Origin of the sequence: Bacillus sp. BB081 (genome assembly GCF_008368895.1) — a bacterium.
In the GTDB taxonomy this organism is placed as follows: domain Bacteria; phylum Bacillota; class Bacilli; order Bacillales; family Bacillaceae_G; genus Bacillus_A; species Bacillus_A wiedmannii.
This window is the reverse complement of record NZ_QOZX01000016.1, coordinates 58366-78968: the sequence shown is the minus strand read 5'-3', so window position 1 is coordinate 78968 and position 20603 is coordinate 58366. Positions and strand designations below refer to the sequence as shown.

Genomic DNA, 20603 nt, shown 5'->3' with positions numbered 1-20603 from the left:
TTCTATTACAATCGGTCGTTATAAAAATCAAATGTATGTTATGCCAATTTTTCTCCTAATTAAAAAAACTAAAATGTATATACCTAATGATAATTGTAACACTTGTCTTATAACTATGACAACAATCGGCCGAATGTCTCGTTCTAAATTAAGAAAACTTTTTAAAAAAATCTATTTTCAGCAAAAAAAGCGCAGCCATTTCGGCTGCGCTTTTGAATTATTATTTAGTTTCGATTAAACCATATTTCCCATCTTTACGGCCATATACAACATTAGTTTCATTTGTATCAGCATTTGTGAAGACGAAGAAATTATGCCCTAGCATATCCATTTGTAGGATCGCTTCTTCAACGTCCATCGGTTTTAAATCAAATCGTTTTGTACGTACAAGTTCTAATTCATCCTCTTCTACCGCATCCAGAACAGCTACTGCTTCTGGAAGGATAAAGTTCGTTTTCACAGAACCTTTCTCACGTAACTTACGATTTACCTTTGTTTTATGTTTACGAATTTGTCGCTCAAGTTTATCAACTACTAAATCGATAGCAGCGTACATATCGCTATTAGTTTCTTCTGCACGAAGTAATAAATCAGTAAATGGAATTGTTACCTCGACACGTTGCTTGTCAGAGTATACTTTTAAATTAACTTTAATCTCTGGGAATGTATCAAAATAACGCTCTAACTTACTTAGTTTTTTCTCTACATATTCCTTTAATGCTGGAGTTACTTCAATATTTTCACCACGAATGTTGAATTTCATAGATGAATTCCTCCTTTCAAGCCTATGTACTATAATTTCGACATTGGCTTAAAAACTCCTTCTAACTTTTTTAAAAAAATTAGTGGAATTGCGATTTTTTTATCGTTTTTTGTTGAAATGAAAAGATGCATCGTTTCTATCTTTATTTTATCCTATTAACATCGTGAATAACGAATATAACTGTGGACAATTCGTTACAGAAAAGAAACAACTTTTTGACAACTTGATTCATAACAAAAACCTCTTGCAAAAAACAAGAGGTTCTACTACATATATATAACGTTGCCACAAACGCAGCTTTCTCTACCCAAAAACAATATTCCTACAGTTTTACAACATTAGCTGCTTGTGGCCCACGTGCTCCATCTACAATGTCAAACTCAACTTGTTGCCCTTCTTCTAATGACTTATATCCATCTTGTTGAATAGCAGAAAAATGAACAAACACATCATCACCATCTTCACGCTCAATAAACCCAAATCCCTTTTCTGCATTGAACCATTTCACTCTTCCTTGCATGTTCATTCCATTCCCTTCACTCTAAAAATCAGGGCATTCGCCCCATACTTTGACTATAACGAATGACAACTTACGAAGTCAAAGAAGACTTATCGTCTTTTTATTATCCCTTTCGACAGTTACAGATCAACTTCTACAAAGCGTCAAACTAGAAACTTCCCTTGCTCCTCTATCGTATAAAAGACTTCCAATTTGTCTAACTGTAATTCCTGTCGTATATACATCATCAACGAGTAAAATATGTTGATCATGAAACATATCTTCTTCCTGAAAATAAAAAGGATTACTTCCCGAAAGCCTTTCTTTACGTGTCTTCTTACTTTGCTTTTCTGTTTCCCTTCTTCTTAATGAGGGATAAGAAATTTTGACAGGTAAACATGCTGCTAATAACTCTGCCTGATTAAAACCACGTTCATATTCCCGTTCCCTACTAAGCGGAACAGCAATAACACTTGAAACGCTCGTAAAATGCTTTTGAAATAACTCTCGAAAGGATCGATAAAAAATATGAACTAACTCCGCATCTCCCCGAAACTTAAACTGTGCTAATATTTCTTTCATCTCATCATCGTACACGTGCAAAGAACGATTTTTAAAAGGACGATACTTCTCCTCTTTTATCCACCTTATGCAATCCACACAAATATCATTTTCTTTATATTCGGAAGTCAAGTCCTCTAAAGGTCGCCCACACTCCATGCAAATCTCTCCTATAATATAGGAAAGTTTCCGCTCACACCTATCACATATATATTTTTTGTGAGACTTTACAAAGAAGGTGTACCAACTAACTGTTTCCAACATATACTCATCGCAAAGTAGACAATGCATTAATCGATTAATCCTTGTTCTTTCGCCTTTTTGTTCATACTTTGAATATGCCTTTTCGCGCGTACCATCGCCTCTGTCTTACCGCAATGAAAATAAACGACCTCGCCATAAGGTTCTTCAAAACTACGACCTGCTCGGCCTGCAATTTGTACGAGCGCACTTTCTGAAAAGATTTCTTCTTCCGCCCCTAACACCGCAACTTGTAAATTCTTCACAGTTACTCCTCTCTCTAAAATTGTCGTTGTAACTAATAACGGAATTTCTCCCTTTCTGAAAGCTGCTACTTTTTCTTTTCTCATCGGATCTTCTGCATGTACACCATCGATTCTAGGATCCAACGTTTTCAATATCAGGCTCAATTCTTCTATATATCGCACATGAGGAACAAATAAAAAAATGGGATACTTTTTGCTTACGTACATTTCTAACCATTGTAGTAAAAATCGAGGGATTTTTTTCTGATGGAGGCTTTTCTTCCAATTTCCGCACCAGCAAAATAGAGGAACTGGTAACGGATGACGATGGTATCGTCCAGAGACAATGATACCTTTTTGTTTCCCGCTTCTGAAATTACGCTTCCACTTTTCATCTGGAGTTGCAGTTAAATAAATACGCGCCGCTTTCTCTTTCATCGCTTGTTGCACTGCATACTTTAACATATGATCCGCATAATATGGGAAGGCATCTATCTCATCTACAACCATGACATGAAACGCTCTATAGTAACGTAACAGTTGATGAGTCGTTGCAACGACTAACGCTGCATCTTTTTCTCGGTCTACACTCCCTCCGTATAAAGCAGCTACATTTATATGTGGAAACACTTCTTGTAATCTCGGTGCTAATTCCAGTACAACATCTGTTCTTGGTGTTGCGATACAAACTCTTTCTCCTTTTTGAAGTGCCTCTGCAATACCGTAAAATAGCATTTCAGTTTTTCCAGCCCCGCACACAGCCCAAATAAAATAAGAGTCTTTCTTCTTAATAGCTTCTATAACACCTTGCGCCGCCAACTCCTGACCAGTAGACAAAGTCCCGTTCCACTGTAACGAATTTAAACCTTTTTCTCCTTTTCTTTCAGCGATCCCACGAACGAGTACAGCACATTCACTTACCCTCCCCATCGTTATACACTTCCGGCAATACGTACATACTCTACTACACCTTTTACATAAAAATGACGCAAATAGTCGCTGCTCTATATTTCCGCAGCGCTGACACATATATTTAGAAGCTTTCTTTTTTACACCTTGTACACATACGACCTCTCTCTTCTTTTTCAAATCTTGTAATGTATCCCGTAAATCTGAAGAGAGTTCCTCTAATAGTAACTGTTTCCCTGCTAACATCAGCAACCACCTCCAGCACTACTATAAACCTTTCTCATAATCTCGTAAAAACTCAAAAAAGCCGATAACCTACTTATAAAATAGTAAGCTATCGACTTTATACACGTTTTTTTATTAAATTATAATCCTATAATCTTCCGTAACCTAAGAAATGTTTTTGGTTGTAACTACTGCTTAAGCTAGCGTAAGCAATCCCTTTATCACCAGCATGAATCATTTGGCCATTACCAACGTAAATACCGATGTGAGATGGACCTGGTTTATAAGTACCTTGGAAGAATACTAAATCTCCAGGTTGTGGGCTACTTACTCTAGAAACTGAATTCCAGTAACCTGCAACGTCTTGACGCCCTACACCATAGATGTAAGAAATGAATCCACTACAGTCAAAACCACCGTTTGATGGAGATGCACTTCCCCAAACATATGGTAAGCCTAAGTAGTTTCGTGCTTTAGCAATTACGCCAGTATCCGGAGTTGGAGCTGGTGCCGGGTTTTGCTCTGGTTTTTTCGTTTCTTGCTTAGGTGCTTCTTTTTTAGGTTCTTCCTTTTTAGGCTCTTCTTTTTGAGCTTGTCCACCATTGTTTGCTGGTGCTGCAGGTGCAACTTGCTCTGCTGGTGCTTGTGCTGGCTGAGCTTGCGCATCTTTAGCAGCTTGTTCTGCTTGTTTTTGAGCAGCAGCTTCTTGTGCCGCTTTCTCTTGTGCTTCTTGTTCAGCAATACGTTGTAATTGTAATGCTTGTTTTTCAAGATCTTTCAATTGACTTTCCGTACTTGTCATTGAAGTTACAACTGTATCCATTTTACCACTTAAATCGTTTACTGCTGTTGCTTTTTTCGCTTTTTCAGCGTCAAGTTCTTTCTTAGCAGTTTCAATTTGAGCCTGTGCTTCTTTTAATTCTTTTTGCTTTGTTTTTACCGTTTCAACATCTTTTTTCACGTTCGCTTGATCTTCTTGTTGTGTTTTCATGATATCTTCGTCAGACTCAAGAATTTTAGAAACAGAAGTTAAACGATCAACTAAATCTGCAACGTTTTTAGAGTTTACAAGAACTTCTGTTACAACGTTCGTGTTTGGTTGCTCTTGAAGTGCAACTAAACGTTTTCTTAATAACTCTTCACGTTTTGCAATTTTCGTTTGTAGTTCTGCAATATCTTTATTTTTATTTTCGATTAATTGCTCAGTATCCGCAACTTTTTTCGTTGTTTCATCAAGTTTTGAAGCATTCTCTTGAACAGATTTATCCAAACCTTGAATTGTTTTGTTTAAGTCATTCATTTGCTTTTGTAATACATCACGTTCTTGTTGTTGTTTATGTAAAGTGTCATTTTGTGTATTAATTTGTGATTTCACGTCAGAAATTTTATCTTCTGCAAATACATTTGGTGTTAGTCCTGAAAACATTAACCCTGCAACTAATGCGCAAGATGCCATTTTTAGCTTTTTCATTTTATTTTTTACACCGCTTTCTTTTGTCTTTTTTCCGTATATAACCTATAAAATTTATACCATATTTCGGGATTTTTTTTGCTAATGTTACGCTATTGTAAAACAAATGTAATATTATATGTAACTCTATCGCAAAATATGCATATTTTTGTATATATGTGTAGAATTTTAAAAGCTTTTTATAAGCAAAGAAAAAACGCAAGGTTTCCCTTACGTTTTGTTAAATACACTAATACGAATGAAATCAAAACGTTATTTCATCCATTTCTCAGCCCAATTTTGGACTTCATCCATAACACTTTCTAATGCTTTCCCTTTTTCAGTTAAGCCGTACTCGATTCGAACTGGTACTTCTGGATAAACATTACGAACTACAATGCCTTCACTTTCCAATTCCTTTAAACGCTCTGATAACATACGATCGCTCATATTCGGTATAATATCTGCGATTTCTCTAAAACGTTTTGACTCTTCAAGCAAAGATTTAATAATTAAGCCAGTCCATTTTTTACTAAGCAAAGTAAAAGCTGACTCAAACTTTGGACATAAACAAGAATTATGCTCCATATGTTTCACCTCTCTTCTATTATAATATAGTTTCTTGTAAAAAGTAAGTTATAAAACTTTCCTCATTATTTTATTTTACGTACATTTTATCATTTCCAAATATTAACTTGTCAACTACACGTAAAATATCCGTAAAAAAACCCTCTTCAAAAAGAGAGCTTTTTATATCTTATTACTTCGTATACCATCCAAGTCCTAGTGCACCTTCACCTAAATGCGTACCAATTACAGCACCGAAATAACCTGTGCGGATTGTAACATGAGGATATTTTGCTTCTAATTCTGCCTTCCATTCATTCGCTTCCTCTTCACGTTGTGCATGAATGATAACTGCTTCCATAGGTACACCTTGACTTGCTTGCTCATCAAAAATTTCAACAATTCGTTTTAACGCTTTTTTACGTGTACGAATCTTTTCAAATGGAATAATGATTTTATCTCTAAAATATAAAACGGGCTTCACTTGTAACAAACTACCAATGAAAGCTTGTGCACTATTTAATCGTCCTCCACGTTGTAAATGATGTAAATCATCCACTACAAAATAAGCGTCCATCGTTTGCTTCATTTCATCAAAACGGGCAACGATCTCTTTCGGATCTTTTCCTTCGCTTGCTAATTTTGCCCCTTCACGTACATAGAATCCTTGTACTTCACAACTAATTTCAGAGTCGTACGTATATACATCAATACCCTCTACCATTTGCCCGGCTGTCGTTGCCGTTTGATATGTACCACTAATCCCACTTGAAAGATGAATGCTAATAACCGCATCATAATCCTTAGATAGTTCTTCAAATAACTCAACAAACTTTCCGATTGCTGGCTGAGAAGTTTTCGGAAGTTCTTCTTGCTCACGTACTTTTACATAGAAATCATCTACTGAAATTTCAGCTTCTTCTTGATAAGATTCCGTTCCAAACACAACGTTTAATGGAATCATATATATATTGAGTTCATCACGAATATGCTTCGGTATATATGCTGTACTATCAGTAACAATAGCTGTTTTCATTTGCGTACCTGCCTTATAAAAAAGTTTTTATTCCCTAAGTTTACACGAAAACTAAAAATGGTGCATCCATACATGAAAATGCCAATTTGAAATAACACTTACCATCTCGACAAATTACAACAAAAAGGTGAAATACTCACCAAAAATTTCAACTTATTTATAAAAAATGTTTGAATATAAAAACGCTCGCTTTTAAAATGTAAAGTACTAGTCATTTTGGTAGATAGGGGCGTATACGAGTGTTATTACAATATTTAACAATCAAAGACTACGGTGAGCACGAAATTGTCATTCAAAAATCAAGATTTATTTGTTACGTTAGCAGAGCTACAACCGAAGCAGAAGCTCAAGAATTTATACAAAAAATAAAAAAACAAAATTGGAATGCCACACATAATTGTTCTGCGTATTTGATTGGCGAACAAGATCAAATCCAAAAAGCAAATGATGATGGAGAACCTAGCGGCACAGCTGGCGTACCTATGTTAGAGGTACTAAAAAAACGCGGTTTAAAAGATACCGTCGTTGTCGTTACACGTTATTTTGGTGGCATCAAACTTGGCGCAGGTGGATTAATTCGCGCATATGGAAAATGTACAAGCGAAGGCATTAATCATGTCGGTGTTGTTCAGCGAAAACTAATGCGTGTTATGCAGACCGAAATTGATTACACATTACTTGGCAAAATTGAAAATGAATTACGTAATTCGAAATATGCCATTAAAGATATACATTATCTCGAAAATGTCACATTTGATACGTATGTAGAAGAAGACGGAAAACAAGCATTCACAGATTGGATGATTGAGTTAACAAATGGGAAATGTACAATTACAGAAGGAGATATGTTGTACTTAGAACAAGATGTTATCTAAGAATAACTACATCCTCACCTTTAAAGATTAATGTAGTAAATTACTTTCCTACAAATGAACTAAGGAGATTATATATGGAAGAACGTTATTATCATCTCCAAAATAGCAGAATAAAAAAGAAACGAAGAAGAAAGTTTTTCTACTTCCTTATTTTCGTATTTTTATTTGGTAGTGTAGGACTTTATATATTAAATTCCTACTCTTCTCTCATGGGGATGTATAGTGGTTTTACTCGTCAAAAATCGGACTTGAGAACCGAAGATGTAAAAATTACAAAGGAGCCTTTTACACTCCTCATTATGGGTATAGAAGATTATGCAACGGACGGTCAAAACGGTCGTACAGATTCATTAATGTTTGCGACCATCAATCCTAAAACTAAAAAGATTTCGCTTATGAGTATCCCTCGTGATAGTCGCGTTCCAATTGTTGGTAAGAACAAAGAGGACAAAATTAACGCTGCGCACGCTTACGGCGGAGAAGAAATGGCAATCAAAACTGTCGAAGGTTTTCTAAAAGTTCCTGTAGACCATTATATTAAAATTGATTTCCAAGGCTTTAAAGGAATTGTTGATGCTGTTGGCGGTGTTACTGTTGATGTCCCATTCGATTTTTGGGAGCGTTCAGACGTGGATTACTACAAAAAAATCGAATTTAAGCAAGGACAACAAGACTTAAATGGGGAAGAAGCACTCGCATACGTACGTATGCGAAAGCAGGATCCAAACGGCGATTATGGTCGGGCCGCTAGACAAAGACAATTACTAGCCGCTGTTGCTCAAAAACTAAATTCAGCCTCTACCGTATTTAAAATTAAAGATTTAACAGCAGTCGTTGGAAAATATATAAAAACTGACATTCCTATTTCTGAAGGACTTGCACTTTACAATAAACTATCTGGGTTTGATCCTTCTACAATACAAACGTTCAAGCTTGAAGGAGAAGACAAAAAAATAGGTGGTATTTATTACTTCCTTCCAGATCCAATCGGTGTAGAGACAGTACGTAACGAAATTAAAAAAGAATTAGGAGAAACAGCAAACACTCAAGAAAATCCAACTACAAAAACCGAATCAAACCCTTCTTCAAATTCTAACTCTGATGAAAAGGCAAAGAAAGAAACGAATCAGAATCAGAACAAAACACCAACTGAACCACCTCCTTCTACGAATGCTCATGCAGAGTGGATTATGAGAAATCAGCAATAACAAAAAGAGCCAAATCGCATATGATTTGGCTCTTTTTTATTTACTTATTAAAGTGTTGTAAAATCGCTTCTACAATGCGCTCTGATGCACGACCATCACCGTAAGGATTAGATGCTTTTGACATCTTATCATGAGCTGCTTTATCTGATAACAACTCATCAGCAAGACTAAAGATTGTCTCTTCGTCTGTTCCTGCTAATTTCAATGTACCTGCTTCAATACCTTCTGGGCGCTCTGTTGTATCACGAAGAACAAGAACCGGTACACCAAGTGACGGCGCTTCTTCTTGTACACCACCAGAATCAGTTAACATTAAGTATGAACGAGCTGCAACATTGTGGAAATCAATTACATCTAGCGGCTCAATTAAATGAATGCGGCTATGATCGCCTAAAATATCATTCGCTGTTTCACGAACAACTGGGTTCATATGAACCGGATACACAACTTGTACGTCTTCATGCTTATCAACAAGACGTTTAATTGCACGGAACATATTACGCATTGGCTCTCCTAAGTTTTCACGGCGGTGAGCTGTCATAAGTACAAGACGATCGTTTCCAAGTTTCTCTAGTACAGGATGACTATATGTTTCTTTTACAGTCGTTTTTAGTGCGTCAATCGCTGTATTTCCTGTTATGAAAATGCGTGACTCATCTTTATTTTCTTTCTGTAAGTTCGTTGCTGATTTTGTTGTAGGTGAGAAATGAAGATCTGCCATGACGCCTGTTAATTGGCGATTCATCTCTTCTGGGTATGGAGAATATTTATCCCATGTACGAAGTCCTGCTTCAACATGACCTACTGGAATTTGATTGTAGAAAGCAGCTAAACTTGCAATAAATGTTGTCGTTGTATCACCATGTACAAGTACAATATCCGGCTTTGCTTCTTTCATTACTTTATCCAAACCTTCTAAACCACGCGTTGTAATATCAATTAAAGTTTGGCGGTCTTTCATAATATTCAAATCGAAATCTGGCGTAATTCCAAAGATACTTAATACTTGGTCTAACATTTGACGATGTTGCGCTGTTACAGTCACAATCGACTCAATTTTTTCTGAATGTTTTTGCAACTCTAACACAAGAGGTGCCATTTTAATTGCTTCTGGACGTGTCCCGAAAATTGTCATTACTTTTAAACGTTCAGTCATTTCATTGCCTCTTTTCTTTCACTAGTTACAACTTCTATTATGACATATAAGAATATACATAAATACATGCCTTTTTAACGAATAACGGAAAAGTCCCTCTTACAAATACTTTCTCTTCCAACCGAATAATAATCTATCTCTTGCTTCTTGACATCCTCAATAGTATAACAATTTCTTCCATCTAATAAAATAGGCTCTCTCATAAGTTGTGCGTACTTTTCTAACGGATAAGCTCGGATAGCCTCCCATTCTGTCATGATAAAAGCCGCACTCGCTCCTCTAATCGATTCATCTATACATTCGCTATATTGTATAGTCTCTCCGAAGATATTTTTCATATTTGGAATCGCTTTTGGGTCATATAGAACTACATCCGCACCTATATGAATTAATTCTTGTATCATAATAAGGGACGGTGCGTCTCTTATATCATCAGTATTCGGTTTAAATGCCGCTCCCAGCACCGCAATCCGCTTCTTGTTCATATTTAATACTTTCTTCGCTTTCTCAATCAATAACAACTGTTGTCTATTATTCACTTCAATGACTGCTTTTAACAAGCGAAAATCATGAGAAACATTCCCTGCAATTTGCACAAGCGCTTTCGTATCTTTCGGAAAACACGAACCCCCATAACCAATGCCCGCATTTAAAAAAGACGCCCCAATTCTCTTATCCATTCCCATCCCTTGTGCAACGTCTAATACATTGGCTCCTACCTTCTCACATATATTTGAAATTTCATTGATAAAACTAATTTTTGTCGCTAAAAAAGCATTCGATGCATATTTAATCATCTCTGCACTTTTTATATTTGTAACATACGTTTTTAAGCGTAATTCACTATACAAATTCTCCACTTTTCGTGCCGCTTCCTCATTATCTGCTCCAATTACAATACGATCTCCCTGAAAAAAATCGTAAATCCCTGAACCTTCCCGTAAAAATTCCGGATTCGATACGATATGTAATTCATATCTATTTTGTAATTTCTCCTCAATCCATCCCCTCATAACATCATTTGTACCTACAGGAACCGTACTTTTCGTAACGACAATAATGTCATTCGTCGCATATGTTCCAATATCGTCACAAGCACTTCGAATATATGTTAAATCCGCTGTCCCATCTAATAAAGACGGCGTTCCAACTGCAATAAATATAAATTCTGCATCGTAAAATGCTTTTACTCTACTTGTTGTAAAAGTTAAACAATCATTCTCACATGCATCATTTATTAATTCATATAAACCCGCTTCATAAATAGGCAGATCTCCTTGCTTTATCCGTTCAATTTTCTCATCATTTATATCAAAACATGTGACTGAATGGCCTAACATTGCCAGTCCTACTCCTGTAATTAATCCAACGTATCCGGTACCTATTATCGTAATTTTCATTTCCTTTTCGCACAGGAATATACAATAGAAAATATACGAATACATAGAATTCTCCCTGTGCTTCCCCCTCTCACATTAAAAATGAGAAAACTCTTTTACTTCTTTATTATATGAATTACTTTTTCCATTCTTTTTTAAGTTTTTGTAAAATTACATGTAAGAATATAAAATGAAACTTTATTCAGTAAGGGGCATCCGTCATCGACTAATTATTAGTTAAACCAATCAGGCTTTTACAGGAATTAAGATCCCCACCTAACTTCTTTTCTCCAACTGAATTTTGAGGTGCGAGCCTTACTGCCCGTTCATGCGGATAAATTCCCACATTTTAACACGAAACTTACTCATTTCTACGTGTAACACTTATAATACTGAAATAAAAGTATTCACTATCGAAGAAAAAGAGAAAATGTCATATTCCAAAGCCCAATACGATTAACCTTCTCAAATGATTCAACATTCTGTATACAATTGTCATATATTCTATCCGCTTCCATTTACCACACAAAGAAAAAAAGATTGAATTCTAATCTTTTTGTGATACCATATGTTATGAGCCTGTAAATAATCATCGAAATTTTCAGAAAAAACATCTAAAAATTATGTTTAAATATAAAAGGTGGGGTATTAATGGACTCACAGGTGATTTATGCCATTTTGGCATCCTTTATCACTGTACTCGGCGTTACTCCTTTCGTTATTAAATTAGCATTTAAGATAGGAGCAACAGATAAACCAAACGCGCGTAAAGTACACCAAAAAATCATGCCCCGTCTTGGCGGATTAGCAATTTTTATCGGTGTAGCTGTAGGTTTTGTTGTTGGTGGGTTATACGAACAAAGAATGTTATCAATAAGCTTAGGCGCTATCATCATCATTATCATTGGGATTTTAGATGATATGTATGAATTATCAGCAAAAGTAAAATTTGGTGGCCAGCTATTAGTTGCTATATTAATTGTAAAAAGTGGATTATTAGTACAGGTACTATATATACCAATTATCGGGGATACTGAACTTGGATGGCTCGCATATCCAATTACAGTTTTTTGGATTGTAGGCATTACAAATGCCATCAACTTAATTGATGGTTTAGATGGATTATCCGCTGGAATTTCATCAATCGTTCTAGCAACATTGGCTTACATGGCCCTCACCAGCCCTATGGGTACTGGTGCAGTTATTATCTTGCCATTAGCACTTATCGCACTTGCAAGTACGCTTGGATTTTTATTCTATAATTTCCATCCAGCAAAGATTTTCATGGGAGATACCGGCGCCCTATTTTTAGGTTATTGTATTTCCATCCTATCTTTATTGGGATTATACAAAAGTGTAACGCTATTTAGTTTCCTTGTTCCAATTATCATTTTAGGTGTACCTATATTTGATACAACTTTTGCGATTATTCGTCGTATTGTAAATAAAAAACCAATTTCAGCACCAGATAAATCTCATTTACATCACCGTCTCCTAGCAATGGGATTCTCTCATCGTACGACGGTGCTCATCATTTATGCATTTGGTATTTTTTTTAGTGTAAATGCTATTTTTTTCACTAAAGCGACGCTATGGATATCAATGATTCTTCTGTTTGCTTTAATTTTCTTTACTGAAATAGTCGCTGAAGTAATCGGTCTTGTACACGACCGTTACAAACCACTTATTTCCTTTTATAAAAAAGTGAAAAAACGCGAAGACTAATTGTAGTATAGCCTTTACAATTATGAAATATTCAAATAGCATCCTCTTTCTTATAAGAGGATGCTATTTTTTATTCATCATTTTATATTTCCAAAATATAGATTGTTTGAGAGCTCCACTATTGGAGAAAGATATACATAATAAGAAAAGGATTATATTTTCTTTTTTACATCTTGATTGTCAAACTGAGGGTGAATGTTATGATCAAGCGAGTATTTCAATACGTTATTTTATTTTTAACAATTACTATGTACGCGTCATCTCATGCAGGAGCAACTACAATGACCCCTGCTGAACATCATCCAAATACTGAAACTACCTCTCCTATCCAAAAAATCGCGTACTTAACATTTGATGACGGACCAAACAAATATACTACGCAAATTTTAAACATCTTAAAGGAAAAGAACGGAAAAGCAACTTTCTTTGTTATTGGTGGAAAAGTACCACATTATAAAAAAACAATGCAACGATTAATTAAAGAGGGGCATTATATCGGACTTCACAGTATGTCACACGATGTAAAACGCCTTTACACTGGTGATCCATCCGCTTTAATTACAGAAATGGAACAAACACAAAATATTGTTCAGCAAGTTACAAAATTAAATTCACATCTCGTTCGTGTCCCGTATGGTAGCATGCCTTACTTAAAAAAGAATTACCGTGATGCACTTGTATCCGCCCAGTATAAAATGTGGGATTGGACAATCGATACATATGACTGGAAAAGCTATGACAATCCTTCTGCTATACTAGAAAGAGTACGTAATCAGAGCGACGAACAAGTCGAAGTGATTTTAATGCATGATTCAAGTGTGACCGTACAAATACTGCCTAAAGTAATTGATTACTTACAGTCACAAGGATACAAACTTCTTCCCTATAATCCATCTTCTCACCTCGAAGTGAACTTTTGGAAAGACACAAGATTGTAACAGCTTTAGTGCCTATTTGCTAAAGCTGTTTTATTTTTCTCTTCCCACCCTTCCCATTTTTGTGTAAAATTTTAAATAGTGATGAAGTTTCGAGGTGAATAGAAATGAAACGAATAGATCTCATTTTTAACGCAATACAAGAAGGCAATTATATAGAAGGTGTAACCGCATTAGAACTCGCTACCCTGTTGCAACTAGATCGTGCCAATGTAAGTAGCGACTTAAACAAACTTGTAAAAGATAAACGTTTATTAAAAACAAATACGCGTCCTGTTCGTTTTTATATAGAAACGAACGCTTCATTGGAAACGCATTCAAAGGAAATGACTTCATTAGATACCTTTGCAATTGAAAATACAAGCCTTAAAATCGCAATCGAAAAAGCGAAAGCTTCTATTCTCTATCCTCCAAACGGTATGCATACTTTACTGCTAGGAGAAACAGGGGCCGGAAAATCTATGTTCGCTTCTTTAATGCACGAATATGCAATTGAAGTTGAACAGCTTCCTAAAAATGCACCATTTATCGTCTTTAACTGTGCCGATTACGCAAATAATCCACAGCTACTACTCGGGCAGTTATTTGGGATTAAAAAAGGGGCTTATACAGGGGCAAGTGATCAAAAAGGGTTAATTGAAAAAGCACATGAAGGGATCCTTTTCTTAGATGAAGTACATCGCCTTCCTCCAGAGGGGCAAGAAATGCTTTTCACCTTTATTGACCGCGGGGTATACCGCCGCCTTGGAGAAACAGAAAACGAGCGTAAAGCACAAGTATTAATCATTACTGCAACAACAGAAGAACCAAATTCATTTTTATTAAAAACATTTACAAGACGTATACCAATGACTGTTACGCTGCCACCACTTCGTGAGCGTACACATAAAGAACGATTTGCTTTACTGCAACTATTTTTCACAAATGAAGCAATCCGTCTGCGAAAAGAAATTCACGTTAGTCCGAATGCAATGCGCGCTTTCGTCTTTTACAATTGTCCCAATAACATCGGGCAATTAAAAACGGATGTACAAATTGCCTGTGCGAAAGCCTATTCTGACCTTGTGACAAAGAAACGTGACTCTGTCTATGTTTCAAGTACAGATTTACCTTGGTATATGAAAGAAGGGTTATTCATTGAAAGAAAGAGCCGTCATCTATACCAAATACCAAATGAAACATTTGTATTTACAGGTGATGAAGGTTGGAGTAATCATAAAATTGAGAATGAAAAACGGTCTTCTATTTACGATTATATTGATTATAAATACGAAGAACTTCAAGCTCGCGGTATTGAAGAAGACGAATTAGAATTACTAATAGAAAATGATATTCAAAGCTTTTTCGTACAATATTTTAACCAAATTTCTAAAAAAACAAGTCATGAAAATGTTTTTAAAATTGTGGATCGTAATATCGTTTCCGTATGTGAAAGAATTGCGGAACTTGCTGAAAAGCATTTATCTAAGACGTTTGATGAAAAAGTATTTCTCGCTTTAAGCTTACATGTACAGACAACTCTACAACGTTTGCAAGCTGGGAAACAAATTCATCACCCACAATTAAATCAAATTCGTACGAAATATAAAAACGCTTTTTCCGTAGCTATGCAATGCATTCAACTACTGGAGGATGAATTACAAATAACAATGCCTATTGATGAAGCAGGCTTTTTAACAATGTTCTTCGTTGTTGATCCAATTCCTGCCTCACAAACAGAAGTAAAAGTATTAATATTAGCGCACGGCAACGGCATCGCAACAGAAATGGCAAACGTCGCAAACGAATTGCTCGGCATTGAGGAAGTAACCGGTATCGATATGCCGTTACATGAATCGCCGAAAGATTTCTTAGAGCGTGTGAAAGTGTATATGAAAACACTCCAAAATGTAAATGGACTTCTATTACTCGTTGATATGGGCTCGCTCGCTTATATTGGTGATATATTAGAAACTGAGTTCAAAATTCCGGTACGTGTTCTTTCCATGACAAGCACTCCACATGCACTAGAAGCAGCTCGAAAAGCTCAACTTGGCTACTCGTTAGATGCATTATATGAAACAGTGAAGAACTTAACACCGTTTTACTTAAACGTACAAGAAGAAAAGAAAAAGCCACTATCACCAATGAAGTCTGTTATTTTAACAGCTTGTTTAACTGGGGAAGGCAGTGCTTTAGCTATTCAAAAAATGTTAGAGAACTATTTGCGATTTGACAAAGACTTAATTGAAATTATTCCGATTAGTATCGTCCATGAAAAAGATTTAACGAAAATGATTGAGAACATAAAAAAAGAGCGGAATATCATTTGTATCGTCACAAATTTCGATGTGCAGGTGCCATGCTTAACATATCATTTCCAAGACATTGTAAACTACACAGCGATTCAGCCAATTCAAGAATTAATTACGTATGAAGAAACATATGCAAAAATGGCTGATATTCTGGAACAACAAATGCAGCGGAACGACGGAGCATTACTTATTAAAACAATTCGTTACGCATTAAATACAATTCAAGAATTAATTTCCTTACAGCTAACTCCTGACAGCTTAATGGGTGTGATTCTGCATATGAGCTGTATGGTTGACCGTCTTCAAAAAGGAGAAAGCCTCCTCCCTCATCCAGATAAAGAGAAACGAAGACAAGATGAGTACTGGATGTATATGAAAGTGAAAAAAGCATTGCAACCAATTGAAAATACATTTGAAATACAAATACCTGATGATGAAGTGTTTTATATCATGGACTTCTTCATTAAAAATCAGCCTGTAAAAAATTAATCGAAGCAGTTTTTTAAATATATCGACCGTAACGCGAATTATATTAGCGATTTTCACAATATATCGATTTACCGACAATAACCGCTAAAATTTGCACCTTATAGAAAAAAGGCTGTTCCAAAATATGGACAGCCTTTTTTCTACTTCTTTACTTTTCTGATTCTCCCCCTGATTTCGCCCTTCTTATTCGACTTCGTATAAACATTTACATATACATTCGCCTGAATGATTTCTTGAAGTAGGCTATCAAACGCTCTTCCCTGTAAAGGACCTTCAAAATCTTCCACATTGACTACACCGGTCACGACTCCTTCATTTACACTAATCCCTTGCTTTATTGGACCAAACAAATTTAAAACCACTGGACCAATTTGATCCGCTTTTCCTAAATGAATTTGGCATGATGTAACTTTTTCGATGTTTTTCAATATGATCCGATATTGTAATTTCTTTAAATCATCACTAAATATAAACTCTGTTACACCATAAGCTTCTGTATTTACAGGAGGTATTTCCCTCTTCCCTGTTAACCTCGCAAAGAAATGTGTTGTCATACGGGCATTCTCCTCATATAAATTTCCCAGCACTACTTCTACTACTTTATGGTTTATACATAATCATTTATGACTTTTTCAAGTTTTAATTACGAAGAAAAGATTCACACAATCTTTACATTAGAATCGTTCCTTTTTCTTTACTACCTCTTGTATAATGCACGTAGAAAAGCATTCTAGGAGGTAGTTTTGAAAAATAACAAATACACTTTCCACACATTATTAGAGATTTTTCTCGTCTCATTTAAATTAGGACTTACTTCATTTGGTGGTCCTGTCGCCCATCTTGGCTATTTCCACCACGAATACATACAAAAAAGAAAATGGATGGATGAACGAAGCTATGGAGATTTAGTAGCACTATGTCAATTCCTTCCTGGTCCTGCTAGCAGTCAAGTCGGTATGGGGGTTGGATTATTAAGAGGCGGGGTATTAGGAGCTATTATTTCATGGATTGGATTCACTTTACCGTCTGTGCTTGTTTTAGTTTTCTTCGCCTCATTCCTTAATCAATTCGACCTTGGAAGTGCTGGCTGGATTCATGGACTAAAACTTGTAGCCGTCGCCATTGTTGCTCATGCCATATGGGGAATGGCGCAAAAATTAACGCCAGACCGAAATCGTGCGACGATTGCTATTGTAACTGCCGCAATCGCCTTATTATGGCCAAGTAGCTGGACACCAGTCATTCTCATTATAGTATCTGGCTTTATCGGCTGGTTTTTATATCGCAACCAACCAATTAGTCAATCTCAACATATAAAAGTACCTATTTCAAAAACGATAGCAGTTTCTTGTCTCATCTTATTCTTCGGACTATTACTGTTGCTACCAATATTAAGACCGTTCTCATATTACATCGCTTTATTTGATAGTTTCTATCGCTCTGGCGCACTTGTATTTGGAGGTGGACACGTCGTGCTACCCCTTCTTGAAGGTGAGTTCGTACAAAACGGAATGATGACGAAAGAACAGTTCCTAGCTGGATACGGATTAACACAAGCCGTACCAGGTCCACTATTTACATTCGCTTCTTATATAGGAGCTGTGTTAAACGGGACGCTTGGGGCAATACTCGCAACAATTGCGATCTTTCTTCCTGCTTTCTTGCTCGTTATTGGTGTTTTACCATTTTGGGACAGTGTGAGAAAAATCTCTTACATACAAGGTGCACTACTTGGAGTCAATGCAGCTGTTGTCGGTATTTTATTAGCGGCTTTTTATGATCCAATTTGGACAAGCACAATTATGAACGCTGTAGATTTTGTTTTTGCGTCTCTTCTATTTTGCTTGCTCGCTTTTTGGAAAACACCACCTTGGGTTATCGTTATACTCGGAGCTTTTGGTGGATATATCCTATCGATTTTGTAAATACAAAAAACGACGGCATTATGTAGCCATCGTTTTTCTATTAAAACTTCACAAGTTCTATTCCTTCAGGCAACTCGCTCTCTGTTAAAATGCGCAACTCTTTCACACGATCCATTACGTAAGAAGAACGCTTCACAAGCTCTGGATCAATATAAGCTGGATGAACCATAATTTCTACCGTTTGTTCATCTTGTACTCTTTCTTTTAACTTCACAAAGTAATCTTCCGTCACACCATCCGCGTAAAAGTCACTGTAAAACACATCAGAAAACGGGCGTACTGCTCGCTCTTCCTCACAACGACGAATTGGAACATTATATGTAGCCGCCAATCTCTCAAGAACATCATGCAAAATCGGTAATCCATGCACGTGATGATGACTATCTAAATGAGTTGGTTTTAATCCGTAAGATAGGAATTTCTCAATTTGAGCAGTCCATTCTCTCTCAACTTCTTTTGCATTTACCTTCCCTTCCCATACGACGCTTTGTTTATGAAACAATCCATCGCTATTTACAAGTGATGGTACGTCTCCAAGAAGAGGTTCCCCTGCCGTTAATACGAGATGTACGCCTACTCCGAGTGTGTTATATTCTTTTGCTAAGCGTACCGCATGCTCTGTTCCTGGCATATTCATCATCATCGTCGTTGAATTTACAAGTCCATTTATATGTCCATCAATAATACCGTAATTTGTACCTTCTGTAAGACCGAAATCATCTGCGTTTACAATTAACTTAATCATCGTAATACCTCCTAATAGAATAAAAAAAGCGGGCTAAATAGCGCCGCTTTATTTCTCTACCTTTTTGAAGAACTGCGGAAGATATTCTTTATGTGCTTCCAACATTTCATCTAAAATTTGTTTTGCAACTTTATCTGATGGTACAAGTGGATTAATTGTCATAGCAAGCAGCGCTTTATGATAATCTCCTGTAACAGCAGCTTCAATTGTTGTGCGCTCAAATGATTTAATTTGTTGTACTAAACCGCGAACTGGTACGGGAAGATCTCCGACCGCAATTGGTTTTGGACCTTCTTTCGTAATAATACAGTTCACTTCAACAGCAGAATCATGTGGTAAGCTTGCAATTGTTCCGTTGTTTCGTGTATTAACAGGCTGGATATCACCTTTATTATTGTAAATAGACGTAATTAAGCTACATGCTGCGTCACTATAATAAGCACCGCCACGTTTTTCTAATTGTGGTGGTTTAATATCTAAGTTCGGGTCTTTATATAGCTCGAATAAATCATCTTCTAACTGTTTCACTACCTCTGCACGTGTACCTTTTTCAATTGAAGCTTCTTTCTCTTCTTCTAGCATTTCACGTGTTTTGTAGTAGTAACGATGGTATGGACATGGAATTGCACGAAGGCCACGAATAAAGTCTGGTTCCCAGTTAAGCGCTGCGATATTTTCCATCGTAATTTGCTTTTCTGGATCTGTTACAAGCTCTAACACACGATCCATTACACTTACGCCATCTAAATATACGTCTAGTCCGTATACCATATGGTTTAAACCTGCGAAGTCAACATGTACACGACTTGCATCTACTTCAAGTAACTTTGCAAGACCCATACGGATTCCGATTGGAACGTTACATAGACCAACTACTCTTTGAATATTTGTATAACGAAGAACAGCTTCTGTTACCATACCAGCTGGGTTTGCAAAGTTAATTAACCATGCATTCGGACAAAGCTCCTCCATATCCTTACAAATATCTAAAATAACAGGAATCGTTCTCAGCGCTTTGAATAAACCACCAGGACCATTCGTTTCCTGACCGATTACATCATATTTTAATGGGATTGCTTCATCTTTTGCACGTGCTTCTAATAAACCAACACGAAGCTGCGTCGTTACGAAATCAGCATCCTTTAATGCCTCGCGGCGATCAAGCGTTAAATGTACCTCGATTGGTAAACCAGATTTTTTTACCATACGTTTCGCTAAGTTACCAACGATTTCTAACTTTTCTTTTCCTGCCTCAATATCTACTAACCAAATTTCACGAACAGGAAGCTCATCATAACGCTTAATAAATCCTTCAATTAACTCTGGTGTATAACTAGATCCACCGCCGATTGTAGCAATTTTAATTCCAGTCATGCT

General features: G+C 36.3%; 18 protein-coding genes. 6 read left to right on the top strand and 12 right to left on the bottom strand.

Annotated elements, in window-relative coordinates:
• Positions 1 to 220: 220 nt before the first annotated feature.
• The 7 genes from hpf to DN394_RS08270 form a co-directional block, all read right to left on the bottom strand.
• Entirely contained in the window at positions 221 to 763 is a 543-nt protein-coding gene (hpf, locus tag DN394_RS08300) for a ribosome hibernation-promoting factor, HPF/YfiA family (protein WP_000671193.1), read from the bottom strand.
• A gap of 322 nt (positions 764 to 1085) precedes the next feature.
• Positions 1086 to 1283 carry a cold shock protein CspC gene (cspC, locus tag DN394_RS08295; RefSeq protein WP_001990088.1) on the bottom strand — a complete coding sequence of 66 codons (198 nt, stop codon included), beginning with the start codon at positions 1281 to 1283 and terminating at the stop codon, positions 1086 to 1088.
• A gap of 126 nt (positions 1284 to 1409) precedes the next feature.
• On the bottom strand, positions 1410 to 2114 hold the full coding sequence (locus tag DN394_RS08290; protein WP_098704946.1) for a ComF family protein: 705 nt from the start codon (positions 2112 to 2114) through the stop codon (positions 1410 to 1412).
• On the bottom strand, positions 2114 to 3463 hold the full coding sequence (gene comFA / locus DN394_RS08285; protein ID WP_098909950.1) for an ATP-dependent helicase ComFA: 1350 nt from the start codon (positions 3461 to 3463) through the stop codon (positions 2114 to 2116). Before comFA ends, DN394_RS08290 begins: the two co-directional genes overlap by 1 nt.
• 127 nt (positions 3464 to 3590) lie before the next feature.
• The gene (locus DN394_RS08280) at positions 3591 to 4913 is read right to left on the bottom strand and encodes a C40 family peptidase (protein WP_000734336.1); all 1323 of its coding nucleotides are present in this window, start codon (positions 4911 to 4913) and stop codon (positions 3591 to 3593) included.
• A 252-nt stretch (positions 4914 to 5165) separates the two neighbouring features.
• A complete protein-coding gene (locus DN394_RS08275) occupies positions 5166 to 5480 on the bottom strand; it encodes a winged helix-turn-helix transcriptional regulator (RefSeq protein ID WP_000400858.1) in 315 nt (104 codons plus the stop codon).
• A 172-nt stretch (positions 5481 to 5652) separates the two neighbouring features.
• A complete protein-coding gene (locus tag DN394_RS08270) occupies positions 5653 to 6495 on the bottom strand; it encodes a DegV family protein (RefSeq protein WP_000844776.1) in 843 nt (280 codons plus the stop codon).
• Positions 6496 to 6734: 239 nt separating this feature from the next.
• On the opposite strand from DN394_RS08270, the gene DN394_RS08265 reads away from it, so the two are divergent.
• Together DN394_RS08265 and DN394_RS08260 are read left to right on the top strand one after the other, a co-directional pair.
• On the top strand, positions 6735 to 7370 hold the full coding sequence (locus DN394_RS08265; protein WP_000926678.1) for a YigZ family protein: 636 nt from the start codon (positions 6735 to 6737) through the stop codon (positions 7368 to 7370).
• A 74-nt stretch (positions 7371 to 7444) separates the two neighbouring features.
• Positions 7445 to 8578, top strand: a complete 1134-nt coding sequence (locus DN394_RS08260) for an LCP family protein (RefSeq protein WP_149293731.1) — start codon at positions 7445 to 7447, stop codon at positions 8576 to 8578.
• 40 nt (positions 8579 to 8618) lie between these two features.
• Here DN394_RS08260 and wecB read toward each other — a convergent pair whose 3' ends face one another.
• Both wecB and DN394_RS08250 read right to left on the bottom strand, forming a co-directional pair.
• Positions 8619 to 9734, bottom strand: a complete 1116-nt coding sequence (gene wecB / locus DN394_RS08255; protein ID WP_098704950.1) for a non-hydrolyzing UDP-N-acetylglucosamine 2-epimerase — start codon at positions 9732 to 9734, stop codon at positions 8619 to 8621.
• A 74-nt stretch (positions 9735 to 9808) separates the two neighbouring features.
• Positions 9809 to 11179: a UDP-glucose dehydrogenase family protein gene (locus tag DN394_RS08250; protein ID WP_098149526.1), complete on the bottom strand. Its 1371-nt coding sequence runs from the start codon at positions 11177 to 11179 to the stop codon at positions 9809 to 9811.
• Between the two features lie 585 nt (positions 11180 to 11764).
• Here DN394_RS08250 and DN394_RS08245 point away from each other — a divergent pair.
• The 3 genes from DN394_RS08245 to DN394_RS08235 all read left to right on the top strand — a co-directional run bounded on the left by DN394_RS08245 (position 11765) and on the right by DN394_RS08235 (position 16556).
• A complete protein-coding gene (locus tag DN394_RS08245; RefSeq protein ID WP_000378302.1) occupies positions 11765 to 12838 on the top strand; it encodes a glycosyltransferase family 4 protein in 1074 nt (357 codons plus the stop codon).
• Between the two features lie 200 nt (positions 12839 to 13038).
• Entirely contained in the window at positions 13039 to 13776 is a 738-nt protein-coding gene (locus DN394_RS08240; protein WP_098149527.1) for a polysaccharide deacetylase family protein, read from the top strand.
• 104 nt (positions 13777 to 13880) lie between these two features.
• Positions 13881 to 16556 (top strand): sigma-54-dependent transcriptional regulator, encoded by a 2676-nt coding sequence (locus DN394_RS08235; RefSeq protein WP_149293730.1) that lies wholly within the window; start codon positions 13881 to 13883, stop codon positions 16554 to 16556.
• A 140-nt stretch (positions 16557 to 16696) separates the two neighbouring features.
• Here DN394_RS08235 and exsM read toward each other — a convergent pair whose 3' ends face one another.
• Complete coding sequence (exsM, locus tag DN394_RS08230; protein ID WP_000207035.1) at positions 16697 to 17110, bottom strand: exosporium regulatory protein ExsM; 414 nt, start codon at positions 17108 to 17110, stop codon at positions 16697 to 16699.
• A 189-nt stretch (positions 17111 to 17299) separates the two neighbouring features.
• On the opposite strand from exsM, the gene DN394_RS08225 reads away from it, so the two are divergent.
• Positions 17300 to 18481 (top strand): chromate transporter, encoded by a 1182-nt coding sequence (locus tag DN394_RS08225; protein WP_098704952.1) that lies wholly within the window; start codon positions 17300 to 17302, stop codon positions 18479 to 18481.
• Positions 18482 to 18521: 40 nt separating this feature from the next.
• On the opposite strand, the gene chbG is transcribed toward DN394_RS08225, so the two are convergent.
• Both chbG and celF read right to left on the bottom strand, forming a co-directional pair.
• Entirely contained in the window at positions 18522 to 19226 is a 705-nt protein-coding gene (chbG, locus tag DN394_RS08220; protein WP_097915583.1) for a chitin disaccharide deacetylase, read from the bottom strand.
• Between the two features lie 48 nt (positions 19227 to 19274).
• Positions 19275 to 20600, bottom strand: a complete 1326-nt coding sequence (celF, locus tag DN394_RS08215) for a 6-phospho-beta-glucosidase (RefSeq protein WP_046960089.1) — start codon at positions 20598 to 20600, stop codon at positions 19275 to 19277.
• Between the last annotated feature and the right edge of the window lie 3 nt (positions 20601 to 20603).

Coding starts and splice junctions, on each gene's coding strand:
- DN394_RS08270 (WP_000844776.1), bottom strand. CDS start 6,495: ATGAAAACAGCTATTGTTACTGATAGTACAGCATATATACCGAAGCAT.
- DN394_RS08260 (WP_149293731.1), top strand. CDS start 7,445: ATGGAAGAACGTTATTATCATCTCCAAAATAGCAGAATAAAAAAGAAA.
- celF (WP_046960089.1), bottom strand. CDS start 20,600: ATGACTGGAATTAAAATTGCTACAATCGGCGGTGGATCTAGTTATACA.
- exsM (WP_000207035.1), bottom strand. CDS start 17,110: ATGACAACACATTTCTTTGCGAGGTTAACAGGGAAGAGGGAAATACCT.
- cspC (WP_001990088.1), bottom strand. CDS start 1,283: ATGCAAGGAAGAGTGAAATGGTTCAATGCAGAAAAGGGATTTGGGTTT.
- comFA (WP_098909950.1), bottom strand. CDS start 3,463: ATGTTAGCAGGGAAACAGTTACTATTAGAGGAACTCTCTTCAGATTTA.
- chbG (WP_097915583.1), bottom strand. CDS start 19,226: ATGATTAAGTTAATTGTAAACGCAGATGATTTCGGTCTTACAGAAGGT.
- DN394_RS08290 (WP_098704946.1), bottom strand. CDS start 2,114: ATGCATTGTCTACTTTGCGATGAGTATATGTTGGAAACAGTTAGTTGG.
- DN394_RS08245 (WP_000378302.1), top strand. CDS start 11,765: ATGGACTCACAGGTGATTTATGCCATTTTGGCATCCTTTATCACTGTA.
- DN394_RS08250 (WP_098149526.1), bottom strand. CDS start 11,179: ATGTATTCGTATATTTTCTATTGTATATTCCTGTGCGAAAAGGAAATG.
- wecB (WP_098704950.1), bottom strand. CDS start 9,734: ATGACTGAACGTTTAAAAGTAATGACAATTTTCGGGACACGTCCAGAA.
- hpf (WP_000671193.1), bottom strand. CDS start 763: ATGAAATTCAACATTCGTGGTGAAAATATTGAAGTAACTCCAGCATTA.
- DN394_RS08235 (WP_149293730.1), top strand. CDS start 13,881: ATGAAACGAATAGATCTCATTTTTAACGCAATACAAGAAGGCAATTAT.
- DN394_RS08275 (WP_000400858.1), bottom strand. CDS start 5,480: ATGGAGCATAATTCTTGTTTATGTCCAAAGTTTGAGTCAGCTTTTACT.
- DN394_RS08280 (WP_000734336.1), bottom strand. CDS start 4,913: ATGAAAAAGCTAAAAATGGCATCTTGCGCATTAGTTGCAGGGTTAATG.
- DN394_RS08240 (WP_098149527.1), top strand. CDS start 13,039: ATGATCAAGCGAGTATTTCAATACGTTATTTTATTTTTAACAATTACT.